We start from the raw sequence: 4,092 nt of genomic DNA, 5'->3' as shown, positions 1-4,092 counted from the left end.
CCACCACCCTGGTGGCGGGTCTCGAACCGGGGCAGCAGCGGTTCCACCAGCTCCCACAGATCGTCCGGGACCAGCCGCAGAGCGAGGCTGCTCTCCATCACATCCATGATCAGATATGTACCCGCAGAGCCGCCACACAAGACACGCTCTAAAACCCCAGGTCAGCGCCGATGGCCCAGTTCTGACACCCCACAGGGTCGGGGCCTTCCTCCCAAGGCTCCCGCGTCGCGGGCCCGGGTCCACTCCACCAGATGCGAGGAGAACAGACCCTCCCGCCGCAGGATCGCGCCTTTCTCTCCATGCGGAGCGGCTCTCGTACTCGGCGACGATCCGCAGCTTGTACGCCGCGTTGAACACCCGCCGCGACGGACGAGGAGCGGGATCACGCCGAGACGACGACCCGCCAGGGTGCTCCGGGGACTCTGACTCCACGAACACGAGGATCTCCGAGCACGCCCTCTGTAGCCAACCCGCACCCATCGGGTGTCTCACCCGAGGCTGACACGGAGGGGCCAGCGCACTTCGACTCACCGCCTGATCTGCCCGGCCGTCGCCACGGGGTCCCGCTACCGGGAGCAACAGAGCCCCTGTGGGCTACTTGCGTCCTACCCCGCAGTAGCCGCAGATCTCGGCATCGGAGAGGTGATCTGCGGTGCCGTCAGGGCGCCACCGGTGGATGACCTGCACTCCTGGATCGACGAGCGTCAGTCCGTCGAACAGTCGCTCCACCTCCGCGCGGCTACGGAACTGGCACTCCAGGCCCCGCTCACGGTAGCTGGTCTCGATGCGTTGAGCGTTGGGATCGAGGTCGGCGGTGCCGTGGCTGAGGACGAGGTAGCTGCCAGCGGGAAGAGCATCGAGGAAGTTGCGGACGATGGTGTAGGGTGCGTCGCCCTCGACAAAGGGCAAGACTGCGAGAAGAGACAGCGCGACAGGGCGGGTCAAATCGAGAGTGTCGCGCAGCGCCGGGGCGGCCAGAATTTGATCAACGTTGCGTACATCGGCGTCGAGGTAGACAGTGCGACCTTCGGGGGTGCTGGTCAGCAGCGCCCGGGCGTGGGCAAGGACGATCGGGTCGTTGTCGGCGTAGACCACTCGGGCGTCCGGGGCAATGCCCTGGGCGACCTCGTGCAGGTTCGGGCTGGTCGGGATGCCTGTCCCGATGTCCAGGAACTGCCGGATACCCACCTCACCGGCCAGATACCGGATCGCGCGGACCAGGAAGGCCCGGTTCTCTCGAGCGGCATCACGCAAAGTTGGGAAGACGGCGATAGCTTGTTCGGCGCCTTCCCTGTCGGCCGGGAAATTATCCTTCCCGCCAAGATAGTAGTCGTACATGCGCGCAGAGTGCGGGGCATCGGTCCGTAGTTCGACCGTGTCCACCTTGTCTACCAGGGTCTTCCAGCGACGGTGACCCGTCGGAGTGTCGCTCACGCCCCGCCCTCCCAACATCATCAGTGATGTTCAGGTTATCTCTCCGCGCTCGCTGTGGGCCGGGTGGCCTAGGATGCCGCCGGGAGGCAACCAAGAGTCGAGGCCTCCCAGACTACGGTGCTTCGTCCGCAGACCGTACTGGTAGGTGGGCGACGTGGTGATGGCGTGTGGCGTGGTGGTGGGTGTGCCACGATCGGCCTCGTGTCGGTAACCGCAGGCAGGGTCGACGCTGTGGCGCGCCGTGAGCCGTTCTCGGGCGACGCGGCAGCTTGAGCTCCGCGGCCGACGGCCTGTTGCGCTTTTCGATTGCCGCATGTTGCGATTTGCCGCCTGGCGGCGGTCAGCGTTCGCTGGCTGTTGTTCTTGTGTTGAAGTGGCGGCGAATGTGAGTCCGCATCGACTCGTCAAAGACAAGGAAGCGACCTGGACCCTGCCGCTTCGCTGCGTACATCGCCATGTCGGCAGTACACAGGAATTCGTCGGCGTCGATGGGCTGGCCGTCGGAGTGTGCGATCCCGATGCTGGCGGCAACCGTGATCGGCTGGCCGGCGAGAACGATCCGTGGGGCGGCGAGGGTGGTGACGATGCGCCGGGCGATGGCCTGGACGTCGGGTAACGCGGGGTCGCGGTCGCAGAGCACAGCGAACTCGTCACCGGAGAGGCGGGCGACGCTGTCCTCGGGACGGACGGCCCGCTGGAGCCGGGCGGCCACCTCGCGGAGCAGGTCGTCGCCGGTCTGGTGACCATACGAATCGTTGACCCTCTTGAAGTTGTCGAGGTCGATAAACAGGAGCCCGGTGCGACGGCGGTCGTGTCCGGCACGGGTCAGGGTCCGCTGCAGGCGGTCCAGGAACGCGGTTCGGTTCGGTAGCCCGGTGAGCCCGTCGTGCCGGGCCTGATATTGGGCGTCACGTTCGATGCGGAAGCGCTCGTCGGCCGCTGCCAGCACGGTCGCCACCATTTCGAGAAACATCACCTCATGCCGCGCGAAGGAATCGGGGTTGCGGCGGTCGATGGTGAGCAGAGCGCCGGGGTTGTCGGGCTGGCCGATCGGGATGGTCAGGGATGAGGACGTGCTGTCCGCCGCGATCCCACGGGGCGGGTCGGTACGGCTGCCCGCGAGCGCCGTCCCGTCCGGCGCGGCTGACGGTGGGGGGGACGGGTAATACGGTGCCGCCGAACCAGCCGTGGCAACGACGTGTGGTAGACCGGAGTGCGGATCGGCCGCCCTGATAGTCACCTGATCGGCACACAGGTGGCCTGAGATCGCTGTCGTCGCCTGATGCCAGAGAGATGCCGGATCGGGGCTGCCCAGCGCGCACCGCCCGATCTCCGCTACCAGTGCCTGTTCAGCGGATCGGACGCGCAGCTCGGCCAGTGCGATCTCCCGCTCGGTCACGTCGTGGGACACGATGGCGACCGACTGCACGACACCCTGCGCATCGCAGATCGGAACCGTTTGTGATTCGTACCAGTGTCCGTAGGCGGAGAAGACGCCGCAGGCGCGCTGGCCTGCCAGCGCTCGGCGGGTCAGATCCAGGGCATCAGGTAGATCTCGGAAGACCTCGAAGATGCTGCGCCGCCGCGCGATCTCCAGGCGTCGGACCGCGTCTTCGCCTATCGCACCCTCGTTGAACAGGACGCAGCCGTCCCTGTCGACCAGGGCCAGGGTGACTGGGGTGTTTTCCATGACGAGCCGAAGGTGGCGGTGCGACGCCAACTGCTGGCTGAGATCCTGGAACTGGACGAGGAAATAGGGCCGTTCGGCTTCCGCGGGGGCCACGTCGTCGGTCAGGATCATCGACGTCGCCAGAACGTGCACGACAGACCCGCTCGGCTGCACGAAGCGGACGACACCCTGCCAGTGGTTCTGGCCAGCGGTCTGGTTCTGTCGCGCTTCTGCCAGGTGAGCCTCCCAGTCATCTGGATGGACCAGCGTCTCCCACCGGACACCAACGAGTTCATCCTCGTTCCGTCCGAGGATCCGGCAGGTGGCCTGGTTCACCCTGCGCACCCGATAATCGGCGACCCCAATGATGCCCAGCCCGATCTCCATCAGGTCGAACAGACCCGAACCTTCTCCCCCCTGTCGCACCACAGCGCCCACCACCTATCTTGACCGAAGGCCGGACGAACCCGCCTGTACCCGGCATACCGAATGTGATGCGGTCCAACAGTATGCACTGGTGTCAACTGCTGTAGTTGGACATAGGTCGGGCGTTCGCCGGAGGGCCGCGCAATCCGGCAGCCCCCGAGGCGCGTAACGCGTGACGCCGCCCTGCGCCTCGGCAAGCAGGACGGCGCTGTTGCATCGGCGGAGTCCGCCATCGTGCAGACCGCCGAGGACGCACCGGCGTTTGATCGTCCAGCAGCAGGCGCTCCGTGACTTCGACACTGCCATGGCAAACTTCCTCCAGGGCACCCACCGGAAGCCGTTGTTCCGGAAACGCGGGCAGCGCGAGGGTTTCCGGATCGTTCGTGCCTGGGGCCGCCAGTGGGATGTTCGTCACCCCAGCCGTCGCTGGTCCGAAGCGGTAGTTGTCAAGTCAAGCGAGACAGTGGGTTGTTAGTCGACTGGCTGTGGGTCTGGCTGGTTGATCCACGCGGTGTCGGGTAGGCGGGGTGGCCGTGGCCTGCGGCTGAACCGTGCGGGGTAGG

At 66.3% G+C, this 4,092-nt stretch carries 2 protein-coding genes and 3 pseudogenes; 1 reads left to right on the top strand and 4 read right to left on the bottom strand.

Features of this window, described 5'->3' with window-relative positions; translation table 11 throughout:
• From FMEAI12_RS39910 to FMEAI12_RS14280, 4 genes and pseudogenes are all read right to left on the bottom strand, one after another.
• Positions 1-98, bottom strand: a pseudogene (locus tag FMEAI12_RS39910) (IS5/IS1182 family transposase); the annotation flags it as partial.
• A 117-nt stretch (positions 99-215) separates the two neighbouring features.
• Positions 216-384 (bottom strand): annotated as a pseudogene (locus FMEAI12_RS38130) (IS3 family transposase); the annotation flags it as partial.
• 210 nt (positions 385-594) lie between these two features.
• Positions 595-1,434, bottom strand: coding sequence for an SAM-dependent methyltransferase (locus FMEAI12_RS14285; protein ID WP_112106402.1), 840 nt, complete (start codon positions 1,432-1,434; stop codon positions 595-597).
• 340 nt (positions 1,435-1,774) lie between these two features.
• Complete coding sequence (locus FMEAI12_RS14280; RefSeq protein ID WP_146776705.1) at positions 1,775-3,541, bottom strand: sensor domain-containing diguanylate cyclase; 1,767 nt, start codon at positions 3,539-3,541, stop codon at positions 1,775-1,777.
• Between the two features lie 256 nt (positions 3,542-3,797).
• Here FMEAI12_RS14280 and FMEAI12_RS38125 point away from each other — a divergent pair.
• Positions 3,798-3,962 (top strand): annotated as a pseudogene (locus FMEAI12_RS38125) (RNA-guided endonuclease TnpB family protein); the annotation flags it as partial.
• Between the last annotated feature and the right edge of the window lie 130 nt (positions 3,963-4,092).

The sequence above is a fragment of the Parafrankia sp. Ea1.12 genome (genome assembly GCF_900465275.1).
Taxonomy (GTDB): Bacteria; Actinomycetota; Actinomycetes; order Frankiales; family Frankiaceae; genus Parafrankia; species Parafrankia soli.
This window is presented reverse-complemented; position numbering and strand designations above follow the sequence as displayed.